Origin of the sequence: Isoptericola sp. AK164, assembly GCF_029643425.1 — a bacterium.
Taxonomy (GTDB): domain Bacteria; phylum Actinomycetota; class Actinomycetes; order Actinomycetales; family Cellulomonadaceae; genus Isoptericola; species Isoptericola haloaureus.
Genome location: NZ_CP119106.1, coordinates 3,167,943 through 3,187,973 on the forward strand (window position 1 = coordinate 3,167,943; position 20,031 = coordinate 3,187,973).

A 20,031-nucleotide genomic window follows, 5' to 3' on the forward strand; every position below is an offset into this window, starting at 1 on the left:
GCCCGCACGGACGCCCCGCCGCTGGCGGGGGACGTCACCCGATGACCGTCGCCGTCCACTGCTCGATCCACTCGTCGCGGTGCGCGTCGATCTCGGCCGGCGCGACGTCGAACGGGTCCTCGGCCAACGGGGCGAACTGCTCCCACTCGGCCGGCAGCTCGACGGTGTCGTCGGCCGGGTACATGTACATGTTCGGCGGGACGTCGGCCTGCACCTCCGCGGAGGCGAGGAAGTCCACCAGGGCGCGGGCACCGTCCGGGTTGTCGGTCCCGGCCAGGACGCCCGCGTACTCGACCTGGCGGAAGCAGGTGTCCAGCAGCGCCGCCGTCGTGGTCTCGCTGCCGTCCTCGGTGACCGTGAACGCGGGCGAGGTCGCGTACGACAGCACGATCGGCCGCTCACCGCCCTCCCCGGCGCCGGAGAAGTCGACGTAGTAGGCGTCCGACCAGCCGTCGGTGACCTTGAGGCCGTTGTCGGCGAGGTCGGCCCAGTACTGCTCCCAGCCGTCCTCGCCGAAGGCGTCGACGGTGGCGAGCAGGAACGCGAACCCGGGCGACGAGGTCGCCGGGTTCGTCACGACCGTGAGGTCCTCGTAGGCCGGGTCGGTGAGGTCCTCGAGCGTGCTCGGCGGCTCGACCCCCTCGTCCTCGAACCAGGTGGTGTCGACGTTGAGGCAGACGTCGCCCTTGTCGATCGGGGTGAGGCCCTCGAGCGCCGGGTCGACGAGGTCGGTGACGGACGGGTCGAGCTCGTCCGGGGTGTACGGCTCGAACACGCCGGCCTCGACGGCGCGCGAGGCGAACGTGTTGTCGACCCCGTAGACGACGTCGCCGAGCGGGCTGTCGGCCGTCAGGACGAGCTGGTTGACCAGGGTGCCGGCGTCACCGGCGGCGGCCTGCTCGACCGTGAGGCCCGTCTCGGACTCGAAGGACTCCAGCAGACCCTCGCTCAGGGCGAAGGAGTCGTGGGTGACGAGCGTGACGGTGCCGGACAGCTCCGGGGTGCCGCTCTCGCTCGCGGACGTCGTGGGCGAGCTCTGCGCCTCGCCCGGCGTGTCCTCGCCCGTGCAGGCCGCCAGCGCGGGCAGCAGGGCGACGACGGCGGTGGTCGCCAGCGTGCGACGGGTACGACGATTCATCTGTCCTCCTCAGACGTGCGAGAAGGGGGTCCGCCGATCGGGGGTCCGATGCGACGGGATCGAGAAGCCCGACTTCCTCCACCGGTGCTAACCGGATCAGGTTCGAGGGTCTGCGGTGGTCCGCACTCTCAGCGCCGGTGGCGCTCCCCTGTCGTTCCCTCCGAGCCTACACACCGTGAGCGCGCTACGGTGGTGGCGTTCGTGGTGCGGACGCCCGCCGTGAGACGGCCGTCACGCACCACCCGGCGCACCGATCGACAGGAGGACCCGTGGAACAGTCCGAGAGCACCGAGCCGACGCTGGCCGTCAAGGTCGGGACGATGGCGGCGACGCTCGCTGCCGGTTGGGTGGCCCAGAAGCTCATCAAGACGATCTGGGAGAAGTCCACGGGCAAGGACGCGCCCATCGACCTCGACGCGGACGACATCCCGATCCTCCAGGCCATCACGTTCGCCGCCGTCACCGGTGGCGCCGCGGTGCTCGCGAGGCGGCTCGCCCGCCAGGGCGTCGCCAAGGCCGTCGACCGGCGCGCGCACCAGGTCTCGACGGTCTGACGCGATCGACACCGGACGCGACAGGTCCGGGACCGGCGGCCCGCGCCGTCCGGGCCGTCCGGCGTGCGGTCAGCGCGAGCTGCTCTGACGCCGGCGCGCCAGCTGGGCCTCGTGCCCGTGCGGCCGGTCCACGCTGTGCACGGACTCCAGGGCGGTCCGCAGACGGTCGTCGGGCTCGCCGGTCGCGGACCGGAGCGCGGTGACGACCTGTGCTGCCGCCGCCTGTACCGGAATCCCGGCGCGTGCCGCGACCTCGCTGATCTGCTCGGCGGCCGCCGACTCGTCGACGCCCCGCACGACCATCAACGACCCCTTGACCTGCTCGACGGCGGCGGCCGAGACCATGGCCCGCCCGACGGCGCGGTGCGTCTCGCGCTCCAAGGTCTCGCGGGCGACCGGGCTCACGTCGAGGACGTAGCCGCCCACCTGCGCGATCGTGCCGTCGTCGGCGACCTGCCCCCGGCCCGTGATGACGACGGTGCGCGCCTTGCCGTGCGGGTCGATGATGCGGTGCGCACTGCTGAACGGGCGACCGGCGCGCAGGGAGACGATGGCGGTCCGGGACACGCGCGCGCGGTCGTCCGGATGGGTGCGTGCACGGATGAGGTCCACGGTGGGAGTGATCTCGCCCGGTTCGCAGCCGTACATGCGATAGACCTCGTCCGACCACCAGACCGCCCCCGACGGTGCGTCGATCCGATAGCGGCCCACGACGAGCTGGGTACCGGTGGACAGGGCGTCGGTGACGCTCGAGAGCGCAGAGCCCCTCATGGTCCGCGACGACGACGGCGAGCTCATCGGATCTCCTCCCGACTGTCCCCGGACCGGACCGGGGCCGGTGGGGCCACCGTACTCCCCCGAGTGACGACCGCCACCTGGGCGGATGTCTTCACCCGCTCGCTCACCCGCCCTCATGGTGTGCACGTCCCGCGTACCCCGCACCAGGACGGAACGCCCTCGGTCCTGGTGCGCTGCCGCCCTCGACGGGACGTAGGACGAACCCTGCCCGGCGCGGACGTCGGCGGTGTCAGGCCGGCCGGGTGGCGCGGTGGGCGTGTGGTGGGGGGGAAAGCAGTCAGGCCCCCAACCCGCGAGGGGTTGGGGGCCTGCTGTGAAGGGTGTCCGGCGGCGTCCTACTCTCCCACCCCGTCTCCAGGGCAGTACCATCGGCGCTGAAGGGCTGAGCTTCCGGGTTCGGTATGGGACCGGGCGTTTCCCCTTCGCTGTGACCGCCGTAACAGTATCGAGTTGTCGGGTCCCCACCGGGTTTCCCCGGGTGCCACGCAGGGTGGCGGGGGGGTGGGGGTGGTGCCCGTTTCTCGGGAACCGCACAGTGGACGCGGAGCAAGCAGTGTAGGTGTGTTGAAGTTGTCGGCTGATTAGTACCGGTCAGCTGCGACAGTCGTTGGTCCTGTCTTCCACTTCCGGCCTATCTACCCAGTGGTCTAGCTGGGTGCCTTCACAGGTCTAGCCTGTTGGAAACCTCATCTTGAAGCAGGCTTCCCGCTTAGATGCTTTCAGCGGTTATCCCTCCCGAACGTAGCGAACCAGCGGTGCTCCTGGCGGAACAACTGGCATACCAGAGGTTCGTCCGTCCCGGTCCTCTCGTACTAGGGACAGCCCTTCTCAAGTTTCCTGCGCGCGCAGCGGATAGGGACCGAACTGTCTCACGACGTTCTAAACCCAGCTCGCGTGCCGCTTTAATGGGCGAACAGCCCAACCCTTGGGACCTACTCCAGCCCCAGGATGCGACGAGCCGACATCGAGGTGCCAAACCATCCCGTCGATATGGACTCTTGGGGAAGATCAGCCTGTTATCCCCGGGGTACCTTTTATCCGTTGAGCGACGGCGCTTCCACGAGCCACCGCCGGATCACTAGTTCCGACTTTCGTCCCTGCTCGACCTGTCGGTCTCACAGTCAAGCTCCCTTGTGCACTTGCACTCGACACCTGATTGCCAACCAGGCTGAGGGAACCTTTGAGCGCCTCCGTTACTTTTTGGGAGGCAACCGCCCCAGTTAAACTACCCACCAGGCACTGTCCCTGGTCCGGATCACGGACCGAGGTTAGATGGTCGATGCGGTCAGAGTGGTATTTCAACGGCGACTCCACCGGCGCTGGCGCGCCGGTTTCATAGTCTCCCACCTATCCTACACAAACCGCACCGAACACCAATACCAAGCTGTAGTAAAGGTCCCGGGGTCTTTCCGTCCTGCTGCGCGTAACGAGCATCTTTACTCGTAGTGCAATTTCGCCGAGTTCGTGGTCGAGACAGCGGAGAAGTCGTTACGCCATTCGTGCAGGTCGGAACTTACCCGACAAGGAATTTCGCTACCTTAGGATGGTTATAGTTACCACCGCCGTTTACTGGGGCTTAAATTCTGGGCTTCGCCGAAGCTGACCCGTCCTCTTAACCTTCCAGCACCGGGCAGGCGTCAGTCCGTATACATCGTCTTGCGACTTCGCACGGACCTGTGTTTTTAGTAAACAGTCGCTTCTCCCTGGTCTCTGCGGCCCTCACCGCTTCCCCCAGCAAGTGGGTTCACGGATCAGGCCCCCCTTCTCCCGAAGTTACGGGGGCATTTTGCCGAGTTCCTTAACCACGATTCTCTCGATCGCCTTAGTATTCTCTACCTGACCACCTGAGTCGGTTTGGGGTACGGGCGGCTAGAACCTCGCGTCGAGGCTTTTCTTGGCAGCTGAGGATCACCCGTTTCCCGCATACGCGGTCACCGTCGACTCTCACCCTTGGTGTCTCGCGGATTTGCCTACGAGACGGGCTACGGCCTTGGACGTGGTCAACCATCGCCACGCCGGGCTACCTTCCTGCGTCACCCCTGTTAACACGCTTACCTAGTACCGGTTCGGGTCCCACGCCTAGACACCGGTGACGTCCCGAAGGACGTCGGTGGTGGTTCGGGGTGGTTAGCATCACCGGATTCGGTATGGGCGGTTCTTCGCCGGTAGGAGAATATCAACTCCTTGTCCATCGACTACGCCTGTCGGCCTCGCCTTAGGTCCCGACTTACCCAGGGCGGATTAACCTGGCCCTGGAACCCTTGGTCATTCGGCGGACGGGTTTCTCACCCGTCTTTCGCTACTCATGCCTGCATTCTCACTCGTGTGGTCTCCACCGCTGGATCACTCCGCGGCTTCACCGCCCACACGACGCTCCCCTACCCGCCCACACACCTGAACAGCGATCAAGTCGCTGCTGGGCTTGTGTGAGCGCCACGGCTTCGGCGGTGTACTTGAGCCCCGCTACATTGTCGGCGCGGAATCACTTGACCAGTGAGCTATTACGCACTCTTTCAAGGGTGGCTGCTTCTAAGCCAACCTCCTGGTTGTCTGGGCAACTCCACATCCTTTCCCACTGAGCACACGCTTAGGGGCCTTAGCCGGTGGTCTGGGCTGTTTCCCTCTCGACTACGAAGCTTATCCCCCGCAGTCTCACTGCCACGCTCTGGCTTGCCGGCATTCGGAGTTTGGTTGACGTCAGTAACCTGGTAGGGCCCATCGGCCATCCAGTAGCTCTACCTCCGGCAAGGAACGCGTGACGCTGCACCTAAATGCATTTCGGGGAGAACCAGCTATCACGAAGTTTGATTGGCCTTTCACCCCTAACCACAGGTCATCCCCTCAGTTTTCAACCTAAGTGGGTTCGGTCCTCCACGCCGTCTTACCGGCGCTTCAACCTGCCCATGGCTAGATCACTTCGCTTCGGGTCTAGACCCGGCGACTCAATCGCCCTGTTCGGACTCGCTTTCGCTACGGCTTCCCCACACGGGTTAACCTCGCCACCGAGCACTAACTCGCAGGCTCATTCTTCAAAAGGCACGCCGTCACCCCCACCAAGGAGGCTCCGACGGCTTGTAGGCACACGGTTTCAGGTACTATTTCACTCCCCTCCCGGGGTACTTTTCACCGTTCCCTCACGGTACTGATCCGCTATCGGTCACTAGGTAGTATTTAGGCTTAGCAAGTGGTCTTACCAGATTCACACGAGATTTCACGGGCCCCGTGCTACTTGGGATCCCCTCCACCAGGCCGCGCGATTTCGTCTACGGGACTCACACCCTCTACGGTCCGCCTTTCAATGCGGTTCGACTATCACACGACTTTCTTACTGGCCGGAGTCCTGTCAGAGACTCCTAGAAGGTCCCACAACCCCGCACACGCAACGCCTGACAGCTTGACACGCATACGGTTTGGCCTCATCCGCTTTCGCTCGCCACTACTCACGGAATATCTCTTCCTGCCGGTACTGAGATGTTTCACTTCCCGGCGTTCCCTCCAGGCGCCCTATACATTCAGGCGTCGGTGACCGCACATGACTGCGGCCGGGTTCCCCCATTCGGACACCCTCGGATCACAGCTCGTTTGCCAGCTCCCCGAGGCTTATCGCAGGCTACAACGTCCTTCTTCGGCTCCTAGTGCCAAGGCATCCACCATGTGCCCTTCAAAACTTCGACACACTACAAAATTGCTACAGAAATCCAAGAAAACACACCCCGCACCGTCAACGACGATGGGGATGTACTTGAACATCTGGGATGCTCGCGTCCACTGTGCAGTTCTCAAGCAACGGACGAACCCGCCGGCCCACGATGCGCACCTACCCCCACACCCACCAGCAGCTCGCGCCACCAGCAACAGCATGAAGACGGTCTGCGACCGACCGACGACCCGTATCCATCAAAGACCCCGACCAACAACGTGGCCGGCTGCCTCAGGACCCAACAGTGTGCTCTACCGACCCCCCACCAGCAGCCCGGACGTTCCGACCGCGAACCGGCACCCCCCAAGGAGGCACCGCACGCGGTGTACTGATCCGACCCACCCGCAGGCGGCCGTACGGTCAATGTTCCACCCAGAGCAACCACCAGACGCACGTTCGGCGCCTACAGCGGCTGTACATGACCCCCTGCGACCCGACCGACCCCCCAGGGGCCGACCGGCAGAAGGTATGTGCTCCTTAGAAAGGAGGTGATCCAGCCGCACCTTCCGGTACGGCTACCTTGTTACGACTTAGTCCCAATCGCCAGTCCCACCTTCGACCACTCCCCCCGGAAAACCGGTTGGGCCGTGAGCTTCGGGTGTTACCAACTTTCGTGACTTGACGGGCGGTGTGTACAAGGCCCGGGAACGTATTCACCGCAGCGTTGCTGATCTGCGATTACTAGCGACTCCGACTTCATGGGGTCGAGTTGCAGACCCCAATCCGAACTGAGACCGGCTTTTTGGGATTCGCTCCACCTTACGGTATCGCAGCCCTCTGTACCGGCCATTGTAGCATGCGTGAAGCCCAAGACATAAGGGGCATGATGATTTGACGTCATCCCCGCCTTCCTCCGAGTTGACCCCGGCAGTCTCCCATGAGTCCCCGGCATAACCCGCTGGCAACATAGGACAAGGGTTGCGCTCGTTGCGGGACTTAACCCAACATCTCACGACACGAGCTGACGACAACCATGCACCACCTGTGCACCGACCTTGCGGAACCACCATCTCTGGCAGCGTCCGGTGCATGTCAAGCCTTGGTAAGGTTCTTCGCGTTGCATCGAATTAATCCGCATGCTCCGCCGCTTGTGCGGGCCCCCGTCAATTCCTTTGAGTTTTAGCCTTGCGGCCGTACTCCCCAGGCGGGGCACTTAATGCGTTAGCTGCGGCACGGAACTCGTGGAATGAGTCCCACACCTAGTGCCCAACGTTTACGGCATGGACTACCAGGGTATCTAATCCTGTTCGCTCCCCATGCTTTCGCTCCTCAGCGTCAGTTGCGGCCCAGAGACCTGCCTTCGCCATCGGTGTTCCTCCTGATATCTGCGCATTCCACCGCTACACCAGGAATTCCAGTCTCCCCTACCGCACTCTAGTCTGCCCGTACCCGATGCACGCCCCAGGTTGAGCCTGAGGTTTTCACACCAGACGCGACAAACCGCCTACGAGCTCTTTACGCCCAATAATTCCGGACAACGCTTGCGCCCTACGTATTACCGCGGCTGCTGGCACGTAGTTAGCCGGCGCTTCTTCTGCAGGTACCGTCCACCCGAAGGCCTTCTTCCCTGCTGAAAGAGGTTTACAACCCGAAGGCCGTCATCCCTCACGCGGCGTCGCTGCATCAGGCTTTCGCCCATTGTGCAATATTCCCCACTGCTGCCTCCCGTAGGAGTCTGGGCCGTGTCTCAGTCCCAGTGTGGCCGGTCGCCCTCTCAGGCCGGCTACCCGTCGAAGCCTTGGTAGGCCATCACCCCACCAACAAGCTGATAGGCCGCGAGCCCATCCCCCACCGAAAAACTTTCCAACACCCACCATGCGGCAGGCGCTCATATCCGGTATTAGACCCCGTTTCCAAGGCTTATCCCGAAGTGGAGGGCAGGTTGCTCACGTGTTACTCACCCGTTCGCCACTGATCCACCCAGCAAGCTGGGCTTCACCGTTCGACTTGCATGTGTTAAGCACGCCGCCAGCGTTCGTCCTGAGCCAGGATCAAACTCTCCGTAAAAGAGAGAAAACACCACCAACCACCACGGGCCGGCGATGCCATATCGATACTGGCCAGACCAAACAAACTAGCAAAACTAGCTGTCCAATCTAGTCCAAAGGAACCAATGAAGGTTCAAAATTTGGCATTGACTATCAAGCACACTGTTGAGTTCTCAAACAACCGACACACACCATCCAAGACCGGAACATCCCGTCCCGACCCCGTCCGGGGCAACCCCTCTAACTTAGCATTTCGCTTTTCTCTCTGCAAACCGCCCTGATCTCGCGATCAATGACGACTCGGACAAAAGAGCGTCCTGCTCCACCCGGTTCAGGGCGCACAATGCTACCTGTCCCGGAGGGTGGTGGTCGTCAGCTCCGGCCCGGCCACCGAACTGAACCTTCGCGGTTCGTTCATCTGGTGTCCGTCGGCCCGTCGGGCTGACGTCAGAGAACATTACCGACGTGTATCCCCGAGAGTCAACGCGGGACGACGTGGCGCGCGCCACTGTCGACAAGAACGGCGGAATTCCGCGCTTCTCCGCCGCCGATCCGGCTGTGACGGCCCCGTGGGCGGGTTCCTGAGCCCGGTCGGCGCCGCCGGACTCGCCCGGCGAGCAGCTGCCGGGCTCCATCGTCGGGTCCTCCGCGTCGACACCGGGGCGACAGGACGCACCGCCGCGGGACAACACCTCTCGTCCGTTCGGCGTGCGAGCACCCGAGGAGAGCGGGCGCCGACGAGCGGGCACCCGATCAACCGCCGACCGGCAGGGACCGTCGGGCGACGGGCCGCCGGCCGCTCCCCGGGGACGAGAGCTGCAGCCGGCCGACCCCGGGGCGGGGAAACGGGGTGTCGTGCCGACGGCGCCGTGCGCCGGGTGGAGCGGGCCGGCCGCCCGCGCGGGATGCGGCCCCTGCGTGGTGGCCTCGCGTCGTCGCGTCGTCGCGCACCCGTCCGCCGGAGGCGACCTGCTCCACTCGTGGGGCATCCACGAGGAGGAATCACGGCTGTTCCGCGGGCGCGGGACGTCCGCGCCGTGCCCGGAAACGAGAACGACGCCCGCCAGCAGTGCTGACGGGCGTCGTGTCTGGCGCGCCCGGAGGGATTCGAACCCCCAACCTTCTGATCCGTAGTCAGATGCTCTATCCGTTGAGCTACGGGCGCAGACCGTCCGATGCGTTCGCACCGGCCGACGAGAACTCTACCGCCCTGACGGCCGATCCCCAAACCGGATCCGCCGTTCGTGACCGACGCCACGAGCAGCCGGTAGAGCTGCAACAGAAAAGGCCCCGGGCGTCGAGCACCGAGGCCTTCCTGGCGGAGACGGCGGGATTTGAACCCGCGAACGGGTTGCCCCGTTACCACCTTAGCAGGGTGGCGCACTAGACCAGACTATGCGACGTCTCCTTGCGGCCGACGAGAAACCACGTCTCCGTGCCGCGGCGACCAGAGTAACCGCCCGGGGCACGATGGGGCAAAGCGCCGTCGTATCGTCGGGGCATGACGCGCACCACAGACGGTGAGGACTACGACGTCCTGGTCATCGGCTCCGGGTTCGGCGGCAGCGTGGCCGCACTGCGACTCACCGAGCGCGGGTACCGCGTCGGTGTCCTGGAGGCCGGGCGCCGGTTCCCGGACGACGAATTCCCTCGCACGTCCTGGGACCTGCGTCGATTCCTCTGGGCACCGGCCCTCGGATGTTTCGGGATCCAACGCATCCACCGGCTGCGCGACGTCGTGGTGCTGGCCGGGGCAGGTGTCGGCGGCGGGTCGCTCGTCTACGCCAACACGCTGTACCGGCCCGTCGGACGCTTCTGGCAGGACCCGGCCTGGCGAGGCATCACCGACTGGGAGGCCGAGCTCGACCCGTACTTCGACCAGGCCGAGCGCATGCTCGGCGTCGTGGACTACTCCCGCACCACGCCCGCCGACGAGGTGGTCCGCGACGTCGCCGAGCAGATGGGCGTCCGTGCGACGTGCCGCACCGCCCGCGTCGGCGTGCATCTCGGGGATCCTGCGTCGACGGAGCCGGGTGCCGCCCGGCCGGACCCCTACTTCGGCGGCGCGGGGCCCGACCGCCACGCCTGCCTGCACTGCGGCGAGTGCATGACGGGGTGCCGGCACGACGCCAAGAACACCCTCGTGAAGAACTACCTGCACCTGGCCGAGCGGGCAGGCGCCCAGGTGCACGCCCTGACCACGGCCACGGCCGTCGTTCCCCGGTCCGACGGCGGCTACACCGTCCGGACGCACCGCACCGGGCGCCCCTGGTCACGACGCCGGGCACTGCACGCCGGGCAGGTCGTCCTCGCGGCCGGCACGCTCGGGACGCAGCGACTGCTGCACGCGATGCGCGACGACGGGACGCTCCCCCGGCTGTCCGACCGCCTCGGCGAGCTCACCCGCACCAACTCCGAGGCCCTGCTCGGGGCGGTGCGCCCACCCGGCGCACCGGACGCGCCCGACTACTCCCGCGGGGTCGCGATCACCTCGGCGTTCGCACCCGACGCCGACACGCACGTCGAGCCGGTCCGCTACGGCCACGGATCGAACGCGATGGGTCTGCTGCAGACCGTCCTGGTCGACGGCCGGCGCCGTCCCGACGACCGTCCGCGGGTCCGGCGCTGGGTGGCCGAGCTGTGGCGACAGCGTCGGCACCTGCCCACGCTGCTGAACCTGCGCGGTTGGTCGCAGCGGACGGTCATCGCCCTGGTGATGCAGAACCGCGACAACTCCCTGACCACGGTCACCCGGCGGGGGCTGTTCGGCCGCCGACTGACGTCCCGCCAGGGCACGGGCGAACCCAACCCGACCTGGATCCCGGTCGCCCACGACGTCGTGCGGGCCATGGCCGACAAGATGGGCGGGGTGGCCGGCGGGAGCATCGGCGACCCGTTCGACGTCCCGATGACCGCGCACATCCTCGGCGGATGCACCATCGGGGTCTCGGCGGAGTCCGGGGTGATCGACCCCTACCACCGCGTGCACGGGTATCCCGGTCTGCACGTCGTCGACGGCTCGGCCGTGACCGCCAACCTCGGGGTCAACCCGTCGCTGACGATCACCGCCATGGCCGAGCGCGCCTGCGCACTCTGGCCCAACCGGGACGAGCCCGACCGCCGGCCCGCCCCGGGCAGCGTGTACACCCCGGTCGCGACGACCGCTCCCCGCCGACCGGCCGTGCCACCGACGGCACCGGGGGCACTGCGGCTGCCCCTCGTCGAGATCCGCTGAGACGACGACCGGGGTGCGACGTCGTGCGTCGCACCCCGGTCCGTCCGGCGGAGGGCGGGGGATTCGAACCCCCGGTTGCTTGCGCAACAACGGTTTTCAAGACCGTCACATTCGGCCGCTCTGTCAGCCCTCCTCGGCCCGACAGTGTAGTCGGGCCCGTTTCCGGCCCAGAACGGCGGTCGGGGGACGGAGCAGCTCCGTCCCCCGACCGTCGTCCGACGTCGTCAGGCCGGCTGGCTGCCCGTCCGCAGCTGCCGCATCGCGAGCTGCACCAGCGAGATCAGCGTCTGCTTCGTCGCCGCACGCGACCGCGCGTCGGTGTAGAGCATCGGCACGTGCGCCGGGATCTGCAGCGCCTCCCGCACGTCCTCGAGGCGGTGCTTGGCCACGCCGTCGAAGCAGTTGACGCCCACGACGAACGGGACGCCGCGCGACTCGAAGTAGTCGATGGCCGGGAAGCACTGCTCGAGGCGGTCGGTGTCCACGAGCACCACGGCGCCGATCGCGCCGCGGACCAGGTCGTCCCACATGAACAGGAAGCGGTCCTGACCGGGGGTGCCGAACAGGTACAGCCACAGGTTGCCCGGCAGCGACACGCGGCCGAAGTCCATCGCCACGGTGGTCGTGGTCTTGCGGTCGGTCACCCCGCCGGCGTCGTCGACACCCATGGAGTGCTCGGTCATGGCCGCCTCGGTGTTCAGCGGCTCGACGTCCGAGATGGACCCGATGAACGTCGTCTTGCCCACGGCGAAGCCGCCGGCGACCACGATCTTCGTGACGGTCGGGGCGGCGCTGTTCTCGCCCGCCGTCGACTGCGCCGGACCGGCGGTCTGCGCGGACGCGGGGGCCGCACCGCTCGAGGCCTGCGGAGCGGCAGGGGTCTCCGCCGCCGTGGCGCTCTGCGCCGGCGGGGCGGGGTGCTGGTTCTGCGCCGGGGTGGCGGGTGCGGCCGCCTCGGTCTCCGCGACCGCACCACCCTGCTGCGGGGCGGCCGACGCCGCGGGAGCGGCCGGAGCCGACGCCGCGCCGCCGAGGACGCTCTGGCGCGCCGGGCCGCCGCTCGCACCGACGGAGGGAGCCGCGCCGCCCGTCGACGCGCTCATCGCACCGGCAGGCTGCGAGACCGGCGCCCAGCTGGGAGCGAACCCGCCCGAGCCTGCGGGCGACGCACTGTCAGAGGGCGGAAATGCCATTGAGAACACTCTCCAAGACGCTCAGGGAAAGTCCCGAGTGGTTGCTGCCGTGGCCCGTGTGGACGTTCACCGGGGCCGAGGTGTGCACGGTGATGTGCCCCTCCTCCTGCATGTCCGCGACCAGGACGCGGACCACACCGAGGGGGAGCTTGAGCAGCGCCGACAGTTCGGCGATCGACACGTAGGTGTGCGCGGCGTGCTGCAGGATCGCGCGCTTCTCCGGTGTCAGACCGTGGCTGCTCACCGCCCCCGGCATCACCTCGACGAGCGCCTCGAGCGGCAGGTCGGACATCGACGAGCGGACACGACCTCCCGTGACCGCGTAGGGACGCACCGTGGCAGCCTCGTAGCCGTCCGCGGATTGCGCGCCCAGGGAACCGAACGGTGCGTGCGTCATGCTCTACCTCATCCCACCTGTGCGGAGCGCTGGTTGCCGTCGACCGGAAGGTTGCCGCGCATCTCGGAGATCAGCTGCGGCGTCAGCGTCGACTCGGTGCGGGACACCAGAAGAGCCATCTCGTATCCCACGAGCCCGATGTCGCAGTTCCCGTCGGCCACGACCGCGAGGACCGAGCCGTTCGAGACGTTCATCAGGAAGAGGTACCCGTTGTCCATCTCGATGATGGCCTGGCGGACGTTGCCGCCGTTGAGCTGGCGCGAGGCGCCACGGGTCAGGCTCGACATCCCCGACACGATGGCGGCGAGCTGGTCGCCGCTCGTCCGGTCGAGCTGGTCCGACATCGCCATCAGGAGACCGTCGGCCGAGACCACCAGGGTGTGGCGGCTGCCCGGAACGGTCCGGACGAAGTTGTCGAGAAGCCACCCGAAGTTGGTCGCTTCAGTACTGAGGGTCACGCTTCCTCCTCGTCAAGTGCGCTGATCTGCGCAGGTCACCGCTGGTGCGGAGCCGATCCTTGGACATCATTCACGCTCAGGGGCCCATTCGTCGAGGCCCCCTCGTCGGTCGTCTCCGACCGGCCACGCGCCGTGGCGGTCTGGAAGGCCGACAACCGAGCGCGCAGCTGCTCCGGGTCACGCTCGATACGGGCGGTGAAGCGCTCCGGGGGCTCCACGGTCTCGTCGCGTCGGTCGCGGCGCGTCAGCCCGTTGGCTGCCGGTGCCACGCTGGCGGGACGATAGGTCTGCTCCTCGTTGGTCGTCGTCACGTTCTCTTCCTGGAAGACACCGCGCTGCATCAGCGTGGACATCTCCTCGTACAGGACGGCCGAGGCCATCCACTCCGACCGCGCCTCGACGGTGTCGGAGACGTCCTGCGGGTCGAAGGCGTCGACGTCGGCCGTCTCGGTGGATCGCAGCGGAAGGACGGAGTCGCCGTAGGACGTCCGGGACGGACGCTCCCCGTTCACCGTCGGGTCGGTCTGGGTCTCCCCCGCGGCCGGAGCAGGCTCCGCCGACGCGGACGCCGACGAGGCGGCGGGCTCCGGCCGGAACGGCACCTCGTCCGCCACGGGCGGGGAGTAGGCCGACGGTGCGGAGCCGGCCGGACGCGCCGCTCCCCAGGCCTCGTCGAACGGCCGGTCGGCCGGTCGACGCTGGGCCGAGGGCAGCGGGAGCTCGTCGGGACGCGGTGCCGGCACCGGTGCGGAGCCGCCCTGCGGGGCGGCGTCCTGGGAGGCGTCCTCGGCTCGGGCCGGGCCGCCGTCACGAGGTGCGGGCACGGTCGACGGCGTCGCCGAGGAGTCGGCGGACGGCGCGGACAGCGGGTCCACCCCGCCGGCCGAGCCGACCGGCTGCGCGGATCCTCCGCGGGCCACGGACCCGACGGCGGACTCCGGGGCGTCCTTGGGGGCCGGCTTGCGACCGAACAGCCCACGCTTGCGGTGCGCCGTCGACGAGCCGCCCTCCGTGCGTCGCGTCGGGAGGTCCGACATGAGCTCCTCGAAGGCGGGCAACGCCGCGAAGGAGGTGCTCGACGCCACGGGCGCGGAGTCGGCCGAGGCCACCTCGGGCTGCGTCGCGGGTGCCGGCCGGTGGTCCGCCACCGGTGCGGCCGGGACGGCCGGGGCCGGTTCCGCAGGCGGCTGCCAGGCCGGAGCAGGAGCGGGCGTCGCCGCGGTCCGCTCCGGCGCGGGAGCCGAGCTCGCGGACGTCGGCTCCGACGCGGCCGGACGCTCCGGGACGGGTGCCGGCGCAGGGACCGGGGCGGACGCCGGCGCGGGAGCCGGGACCGGCGACGGCGGCACGACCTGGTCGGACTCCGGGCGCTCGGACGGCGCCTCCTCCTCGACCCGCGGGGCCGGGGCCGACTCGGACGTCGAGGTCTCCAGCTCGGGGACGTCGGCCGGGTCGTCCGTCACCGCGTCGAGCTGCAGGGTGCTCTCGGCGAGGTTGTCCATCGTCCGGAAGCTGGAGAACAGGCCCGTGCGCTGCTGCGGGGCGACGGGCTCCGTCGTCGGCTCGGCGTCGGGCAGCGCGATGGCACCCGACTGCGCCTCCGGCTCCGGCGGCCCGGTCGGGGACGGCCGGCGGCTCGGCAGCGACGCCGCGGCCGGCTCGACCGCGGTCGGCGGGGCCCACGCGCTGTCTCCAGGGTCCGACTCCTCGAGGTGCGGCGTCTCGAGCGGCGGCAGCACGATCGCCTCGGTCGGGGTCGCGGTGGTCTCCGAACGGCGGCGACGCGGCATGCCGGCGCGGGTCGTGCCGTCCGTCAGCGCCGCGATGTCGACCGGTTCGACCTCGGGCGCCTCGGGGGCGACGCTCTGCATCGACGACGTGGCCGGGGCCGGCGCCGCGGGTGCAGGCTCGGCCGGAGCGGGAGCGGGAGCCGGAGCGGGCTCAGCCGGCGCGGGAGCCGACGCCGGCGCGTGGTCCTCCCCCGGCACCGGGACGGTCGACGGCTCGCCCTGCGGCAGCGGGGTGTCGGTCGACGGGCTCGTCAGCTGGGCCACGGAGGCCTGGGTCGACGCCTCCAGCGGGTCGGTCGGCTGCGGCAGCGGCATCGCCTCGTCGGCCACGAAGAGCTCGTCGGGGAAGGTCACGGTCGCGACCGTGCCCTTGCCGTCCCGACCGCTCGAGAAGTCGACGTGGACGCGCAGACGCTGCGCCAGGCGGCCGACCACGAACAGGCCCAGGCGCTGGGCGCCGACCGCGTCGGAGGCCGCGGACGAGGCGACCTTGGCGTTGGCGTCGGCGATCTCGGTCGCCGACATGCCCAGGCCCTGGTCGACGACGGAGACGACGACGCCGCGCGTGTCGCGCGAGGCCGTGACCTCGACGGCGGTGTGCGGCTCGGAGAACATCGTCGCGTTCTCCAGCAGCTCGGCCAGCAGGTGTGCCGCGTTCAGCGCGTTGTGGCCGAGCATGTGCGGGTCGGCCTGCAGGTTCAGCCGGACCCGGTCGTACAGCTCGATCTCGGAGGACGCCGTCCGGATGACGTCGGAGATCGGCATCGGGGTGCGCACGCGGCGGCCGGAGTCGATGCCCGCCAGGACCAGCAGCGACTCGGCGTTGCGGCGCATACGGGTCGCGAGGTGGTCCAGCCGGAACAGGTTGGACAGCGTGCCCGGGTCCTCCTCGGACCGCTCCAGCTCGTCGAGGAACGCGAGCTGACGGTTCAGGAGCACCTGGTCGCGGCGGGCCACGTTGACGAACATCTCCGCGATCGAGCCGCGCAGCGCGGCCTGCTCCCGCGCCACCTCGATCGTGGTGGCGTTGACCTCGTTGAACGCGTTGGCCAGACGGCCGATCTCGTCCGTTGACTCGACCGGGATCTGGACCACGTCCATCTCGGGCGCCTGGCCCGGCACCGCCATCTGCTCGACCATCTGCGGCAGGCGGTCGCGCACGTCCGCCGTCGCGACGGTCAGGCGCCGCAGCGGCGTGACGATCCGGCGGGCGATGACCAGCGCCAGGACCAGCGAGATGAGCACGATGCCGAACGTCGCGGCGACCGTGCCGATCGCCTGGTTGCGCGCGTCGGCCGAGGCCTGCGCGGCGTAGCTGACGGTCTCGGTCCGGACCTCGTCGCGCACCGGGCGCATCGAGTCGATCCAGCCGGCGGAGAGCTCGGACCAGCTGTTCGCGGTCTCCGGGTCGATGGAGGAGAAGTTCACGTAGCGGAGCTTGAACCGCAGCTCGTCCAGCTCGTCGGAGAGCGGCGGGACCGTGATGTCCAGGCCGAGGCGGTCGGCCTGCGCCTGCGCGGCCACCTGCAGCTCGTCGGTGGTCTCGATGGCGTTGACCATCCGGCCGACCAGCTCGCCGTCGCGGTCCTCGCCCTGCTGCGCCGCGCGGGCGGCGTCGGCCAGCGCCAGACCCACGATCGGACGCTCGATCGTGTTGGCCAGCATCACCTCGTCCATCGCGACGTAGGCGTTGAGCAGCTCGGCCAGCCCGGAGTCCGTGGACGACGCCGACACCGCGCGCGGGAGGTCCAGGGCCCGCTGGATGATGTCGGTGTACTGACCGGTGGCGGCGGTCTCGGTGATCTGGCCCGCGATGACCTTGCGCTGCAGCTCGTCGAGCGCGCGCCGGTCCTCGAGGGTCACGTCGATGGCGTCCTGGACGTTGACGCTCAGGGCGTCCGTCTCGAGAGCACGCAGCTCTTCGTCGCGAGCATCGACGGCCTCGTCGGTCTGCTCCTGCGCGGCGACGAGCTGTTCCATCGCACCGTCGGCACCGTTGAGCGCGGCGATGGCGAGCGCGCGCTCGGTCGCCACCGCGGTGCCCGCGGCGTCCTGCGCCTCGAGGCTGTCCACGAGCTCGGACGTCTGGTCCGCGCTGACGGCATCCTGCAGCGCGCCCCAGGAGATGTAGGCCGCCGCCAGCATCAGGACGAAGATCGGCACGGCGAGTGTCGCCAGGATCTTCCCGCGAACGCCCAACCTGCGGAGCATCTGGACCTCTCTCCATCACTTATCGTTCGAGGTCGGCGGGGGGTCACCCTCCCCGAACCTCCGGCATGTCGCCACCCGCCGGCGGGACCGCTTCCCCACGCACGACGGCGCGCGCGAGTAGTCTTCGTCGGTGTGCGAGCCGTCACGATATCGGGCGATGGGCCCACAGCGAAACTCACCACGAGCCAGGTCGAACCAGACGAACCGGGCGAGGGCGAGATCCTCGTCGACGTCACCTCGAGTGGCGTGAACCGTGCTGACCTGCTACAACGCGCCGGACTCTACCCTCCGCCGCCAGGCGCTCCCGCGTGGCCGGGGCTCGAGATATCCGGCACGGTCGCCCGGCTCGGCGCGGGCGTGTCGGACAGGCGTGTCGGCGACGAGGTCGTCGCCCTGCTCGACGGGGGCGGCTACGCGGAGCAGGTCGTCGTCCGCGCGAGCCAGACCCTCCCCCGACCGGACGGCGTCGATCTGGTCGACGCGGCCGCGCTGCCCGAAGCGGTCTGCACGGCCTGGACGAACCTCGTGGACACCGCGCGGCTGCAGGCGGACGAGACGTTGCTGGTCCTCGGCGGGTCCGGCGGCGTCGGGAGCATGGCCGTCCAGCTCGGCCACGCCCTCGGGGCCCGCGTGGTCGCCACCGCGGGCGGACCCGAGCGGACCGCGCGCTGCCGCGAGCTCGGGGCCGACGTCGTCGTCGACCACCGCGCCGAGGACGTCGTCGACGCGGTACGGGCCGCCACCGACGGCCGGGGCGCCGACGTCGTCCTGGACGTGCTCGGCGGCGGGGCGCTCGGCGACAACGTGCGCGCCCTCGCTCCGGGTGGCCGCCTCGTCGTCATCGGGCTGCAGCAGGGGCGCACCGGCGAGCTCGACCTCGCCCGCCTCATGGCGAAGCGCGCCCTCGTCACCGGGACCCTGCTGCGGTCGCGCAGCCCGCAGGAGAAGGCCGCCATCGTCGAGGCCGTCGGGGAGCACGTGTGGCCGCTCGTCGCCGCGGGCCGGATCCGCCCGGTCGTGCACGCCCGGCTGTCCTTCGACGAGGCGGACCGGGCCCTGGGGATGCTCGAGTCCGGCGAGGCCTTCGGCAAGGTGCTCCTGCTGCCCTGACGCCGCGACGCGTGCGGGGCAGACTGGGACCATGACGGACGAGCATCCCGGCGAGGCGTCGGCACCGGAGACCGCGGAGACCTCACCCGCCGCACCGGAGACCTCCCGCATCTCCGAACCGGCCAAGGTCATGCGGATCGGGAGCATGGTCAAGAAGCTCCTCGACGAGGCACGTGCCGCCCCGCTGGACGCCGCGGCGCGCGGGCGGCTCGCCGAGATCCACGAGAGGTCGCTCACCGAGCTGGAGGACGGGCTCTCGGAGGATCTCGTCGCCGAGCTGCACCGCATCACGTTGCCGCTGACCGACCACGACCCGCCGTCGGACGCGGAGCTGCGGGTCGCCCAGGCACAGCTCGTCGGCTGGCTCGAGGGGCTCTTCCACGGCATCCAGACCGCGCTGGTCGCCCAGCAGATGGAGGCGCACCACCAGCTCGACCAGATGCGGCGTCAGCTCCCCCGCGGCGCACGCCCCGGACCGGGTCTCGCGGGCAGGGGGCCGGACGACGGAGACGACGCCGCGTCGCCGGGTCAGTACCTCTGAGCCGACGCCCTACTCGCGCCCGGTCGCCGTCATCGCGATGGCTCCGGACACCAGCACCAGGCCGACGATCTCCGGCCAGCTCGGCAGCTGCCCCAGGACGACGGCGCCGACCACCGTGGCCGTCGCCGGCAGCAGAGCGAGCAGCACGGCGAAGGTCGCCGTGCCGATCCGCCGCAGCACCACCTGGTCGAGCACGTACGGCACCACGGACGAGCACACGGCGACCACGAGCAGGAATCCGAGCAGGCGCAGGTCCGGGACCACCGTGGTGACCGAGCCCGCGAAGAACGGCGCGAACACGACGGCACCGGTCGCCATGCCCACGGCGAGCCCGTCGATCCCCGCCCCGCCGCCGGCCACGCGCTTGCCGAGCACGATGTACCCCGCCCAGCAGGCAGCGGCGGCGAGCACGGCGACCAGGCCGACCAGCGCGTCGGAGCGGGCCAGGTCCCCCTCGAGCGTGACGCCGGCGAGCAGGATCACGCCGGCCGCGGCGACGACGATCGCGCCGCGCTCGCGCCAGCCGCGCCCGGTGATCGCGGCCACGGCGATGGGACCGGTGAACTCGATCGCCACCGCCACGCCCAGCGGCAGATGGTCGATGCCCACGTAGAAGACGATGTTCATCGCGGCCAGCGCCACGCCGAACAGCCCGGCGCCGACGAGCTCCTGGCGGGTCCAGCGCCGGCGCCAGGGACGGCGCCAGGCCACCAGGACGACGGCGGCGAGCACGATCCGCCACCAGCTCACCGTGGGCGCGCCGAGGGTGTCGAAGAGACCGACCGCGACGGCCGCCCCCAGGTAGAGCGTCAGCCCGGAGGCGACGAACAGCAGCGGTGCCGGCACACGGTCGGCAAGGCCGCCAGGGGCCGACGGCGGCGAGCCGGGCCGGGCGGGGGAGGTCGCGTCGGGCACGCG

At 69.1% G+C, this 20,031-nt stretch carries 11 protein-coding genes, 3 tRNA genes, 3 rRNA genes and 1 riboswitch; of the genes, 4 read left to right on the top strand and 13 right to left on the bottom strand.

Features of this window, described 5'->3' with window-relative positions; translation table 11 throughout:
• Window positions 1-34: 34 nt before the first annotated feature.
• Entirely contained in the window at window positions 35-1,138 is a 1,104-nt protein-coding gene (locus PO879_RS14580) for a thiamine ABC transporter substrate-binding protein (protein WP_278235586.1), read from the bottom strand.
• A 56-nt stretch (window positions 1,139-1,194) separates the two neighbouring features.
• A riboswitch (TPP riboswitch) is annotated at window positions 1,195-1,298 on the bottom strand.
• A gap of 109 nt (window positions 1,299-1,407) precedes the next feature.
• On the opposite strand from PO879_RS14580, the gene PO879_RS14585 reads away from it, so the two are divergent.
• Complete coding sequence (locus PO879_RS14585; RefSeq protein ID WP_278235587.1) at window positions 1,408-1,692, top strand: DUF4235 domain-containing protein; 285 nt, start codon at window positions 1,408-1,410, stop codon at window positions 1,690-1,692.
• 69 nt (window positions 1,693-1,761) lie between these two features.
• Here PO879_RS14585 and PO879_RS14590 read toward each other — a convergent pair whose 3' ends face one another.
• From PO879_RS14590 to PO879_RS14615, 6 genes are all read right to left on the bottom strand, one after another.
• Window positions 1,762-2,463, bottom strand: a complete 702-nt coding sequence (locus PO879_RS14590) for a PAS domain-containing protein (protein ID WP_278235588.1) — start codon at window positions 2,461-2,463, stop codon at window positions 1,762-1,764.
• A gap of 349 nt (window positions 2,464-2,812) precedes the next feature.
• Window positions 2,813-2,929, bottom strand: a 5S ribosomal RNA gene (gene rrf, locus PO879_RS14595).
• Window positions 2,930-3,051: 122 nt separating this feature from the next.
• A 23S ribosomal RNA gene (locus tag PO879_RS14600) occupies window positions 3,052-6,164 on the bottom strand.
• A 507-nt stretch (window positions 6,165-6,671) separates the two neighbouring features.
• Window positions 6,672-8,197, bottom strand: a 16S ribosomal RNA gene (locus tag PO879_RS14605).
• Together the 16S, 23S and 5S rRNA genes form the textbook arrangement of a ribosomal RNA operon.
• Window positions 8,198-9,267: 1,070 nt before the next feature.
• Window positions 9,268-9,343 (bottom strand) — tRNA-Arg (locus PO879_RS14610).
• Window positions 9,344-9,494: 151 nt separating this feature from the next.
• Window positions 9,495-9,586, bottom strand: a tRNA-Ser gene (locus PO879_RS14615).
• Between the two features lie 93 nt (window positions 9,587-9,679).
• Between PO879_RS14615 and PO879_RS14620 the strand changes: the two genes are divergently transcribed.
• The gene (locus PO879_RS14620) at window positions 9,680-11,413 is read left to right on the top strand and encodes a GMC family oxidoreductase (protein WP_278235589.1); all 1,734 of its coding nucleotides are present in this window, start codon (window positions 9,680-9,682) and stop codon (window positions 11,411-11,413) included.
• Between the two features lie 48 nt (window positions 11,414-11,461).
• Here PO879_RS14620 and PO879_RS14625 read toward each other — a convergent pair.
• The 5 genes from PO879_RS14625 to PO879_RS14645 all read right to left on the bottom strand — a co-directional run bounded on the left by PO879_RS14625 (window position 11,462) and on the right by PO879_RS14645 (window position 17,462).
• Window positions 11,462-11,546, bottom strand: a tRNA-Ser gene (locus PO879_RS14625).
• Window positions 11,547-11,637: 91 nt separating this feature from the next.
• Window positions 11,638-12,183 carry an ATP/GTP-binding protein gene (locus PO879_RS14630; protein ID WP_278237560.1) on the bottom strand — a complete coding sequence of 182 codons (546 nt, stop codon included), beginning with the start codon at window positions 12,181-12,183 and terminating at the stop codon, window positions 11,638-11,640.
• A 403-nt stretch (window positions 12,184-12,586) separates the two neighbouring features.
• The gene (locus PO879_RS14635; RefSeq protein WP_171245892.1) at window positions 12,587-13,003 is read right to left on the bottom strand and encodes a DUF742 domain-containing protein; all 417 of its coding nucleotides are present in this window, start codon (window positions 13,001-13,003) and stop codon (window positions 12,587-12,589) included.
• Between the two features lie 8 nt (window positions 13,004-13,011).
• The gene (locus tag PO879_RS14640) at window positions 13,012-13,461 is read right to left on the bottom strand and encodes a roadblock/LC7 domain-containing protein (RefSeq protein ID WP_278235590.1); all 450 of its coding nucleotides are present in this window, start codon (window positions 13,459-13,461) and stop codon (window positions 13,012-13,014) included.
• Between the two features lie 35 nt (window positions 13,462-13,496).
• Window positions 13,497-17,462, bottom strand: coding sequence for a nitrate- and nitrite sensing domain-containing protein (locus PO879_RS14645; RefSeq protein WP_278235591.1), 3,966 nt, complete (start codon window positions 17,460-17,462; stop codon window positions 13,497-13,499).
• Between the two features lie 132 nt (window positions 17,463-17,594).
• Between PO879_RS14645 and PO879_RS14650 the strand changes: the two genes are divergently transcribed.
• Together PO879_RS14650 and PO879_RS14655 are read left to right on the top strand one after the other, a co-directional pair.
• Window positions 17,595-18,572 (top strand): NAD(P)H-quinone oxidoreductase, encoded by a 978-nt coding sequence (locus PO879_RS14650; protein ID WP_347568604.1) that lies wholly within the window; start codon window positions 17,595-17,597, stop codon window positions 18,570-18,572.
• 31 nt (window positions 18,573-18,603) lie between these two features.
• Window positions 18,604-19,113: a bacterial proteasome activator family protein gene (locus PO879_RS14655; RefSeq protein ID WP_278235592.1), complete on the top strand. Its 510-nt coding sequence runs from the start codon at window positions 18,604-18,606 to the stop codon at window positions 19,111-19,113.
• A gap of 9 nt (window positions 19,114-19,122) precedes the next feature.
• Here PO879_RS14655 and PO879_RS14660 read toward each other — a convergent pair whose 3' ends face one another.
• Window positions 19,123-19,959 carry an EamA family transporter gene (locus PO879_RS14660; protein ID WP_278237562.1) on the bottom strand — a complete coding sequence of 279 codons (837 nt, stop codon included), beginning with the start codon at window positions 19,957-19,959 and terminating at the stop codon, window positions 19,123-19,125.
• Between the last annotated feature and the right edge of the window lie 72 nt (window positions 19,960-20,031).

Excerpts from the sequence above, each read along its gene's own strand:
- PO879_RS14655 (WP_278235592.1), top strand. The coding sequence starts at position 18,604 with ATGACGGACGAGCATCCCGGCGAGGCGTCGGCACCGGAGACCGCGGAG.
- PO879_RS14580 (WP_278235586.1), bottom strand. The coding sequence starts at position 1,138 with ATGAATCGTCGTACCCGTCGCACGCTGGCGACCACCGCCGTCGTCGCC.
- PO879_RS14645 (WP_278235591.1), bottom strand. The coding sequence starts at position 17,462 with ATGCTCCGCAGGTTGGGCGTTCGCGGGAAGATCCTGGCGACACTCGCC.
- PO879_RS14590 (WP_278235588.1), bottom strand. The coding sequence starts at position 2,463 with ATGAGGGGCTCTGCGCTCTCGAGCGTCACCGACGCCCTGTCCACCGGT.
- PO879_RS14620 (WP_278235589.1), top strand. The coding sequence starts at position 9,680 with ATGACGCGCACCACAGACGGTGAGGACTACGACGTCCTGGTCATCGGC.
- PO879_RS14635 (WP_171245892.1), bottom strand. The coding sequence starts at position 13,003 with ATGACGCACGCACCGTTCGGTTCCCTGGGCGCGCAATCCGCGGACGGC.